The organism is Paraburkholderia sp. BR13439 (assembly GCF_040948805.1).
Classification (GTDB): domain Bacteria; phylum Pseudomonadota; class Gammaproteobacteria; order Burkholderiales; family Burkholderiaceae; genus Paraburkholderia; species Paraburkholderia youngii.
Window position 1 is genome coordinate 1 of record NZ_JBFPKN010000119.1, and the last position, 1,043, is coordinate 1,043.

Consider the following 1,043-nt stretch of genomic DNA (forward strand, 5'->3'; position numbering starts at 1 on the left):
GTGCCGGGCGTCGAAGATGAGGCATTCCGGGATCTGGCCCGGGCGTGGGCTACCGCCAAAGCGGATCTCAAACACGCGCGTCAGCGGGTCAAGTCCTTTCTGCTCTCCCACGGTGTTCGTTATACCGGCAGCGCCAACTGGGGTCCGGCACATCGAAGGTGGATCAGCACCTTTGCGTTCCCCAACCACTGGCAACAACTGGCCTTTGACGAGTGCCGCCGTGCTGTCGAAGACAGACTCGCACAATGCGACCGCCTCGAGGCGGCACTACGCGAGGCTGTCGTCAACTGGCGCTTCTATCCGGCGGTACTGGGCCTGCAGGCAATGCGGGGCATTCAGTTCACCACGGCCGTAGGCATGCTCGCCGAACTCGGCGACCTGTCGCGATTCGAGCATCCGCGTCAACTGATGGCCTGGCTCGGGGTGACGCCCTCCGAACACTCTTCAGGAGACCGTCGCCGTCAAGGCAGCATTACAAAAAACGGGAACAGCTATGCAAGAAAGCTGCTCGTCGAGGCTGCGTGGAGTTACAGATACCCCGCTCGGGTGAGCCCGGACATTCAACGCCGCCATGAAGGAATCCCGAAACCGATCATTGACCGCGCATGGGATGCCCAACTGCGGCTATGCCGGCGATATCGCAAGCTCGCAGCGCGCGGCAAGAATGTGAACACCAGTGTGGTTGCCGTTGCGCGAGAACTCTCAGGGTTCATCTGGGACATCAGCAGACTGGCGATGTCCCTCGCCATACCGAAAGATGCCAGGCCGGTCTGACACTCCATCGTCTTAACGAGAACACTGAGAGTTTCCTGAAGGCGGCGTAGCCCGGCACCCGAGTAACCCGCGAGCGGATTATGCAACACATCTAATGCGATTTGCGACTTGAGGCAGCGGCAGGCTCATAGGGCGGACCACAGTAATGCGGTAACCAACCCGCGGATATCAGTGTGACCCACCGTCGAGACGTACTGCTACGTCGCCCTCAGGAAATTCAGATGAACCAAAACCGAGAACCGATGCGATTGACACGGAAAGTCATATCA

Annotated in this window: 1 protein-coding gene; it reads left to right on the top strand. The window is 59.5% G+C overall.

Going from position 1 to position 1,043, the window contains the following annotated elements; all coding sequences use genetic code 11:
- Positions 1-774 (top strand): IS110 family transposase (locus tag AB3X96_RS42445; protein ID WP_368594405.1); only part of this gene is annotated, 774 nt, incomplete at its 5' end.
- Positions 775-1,043 lie beyond the last annotated feature (269 nt).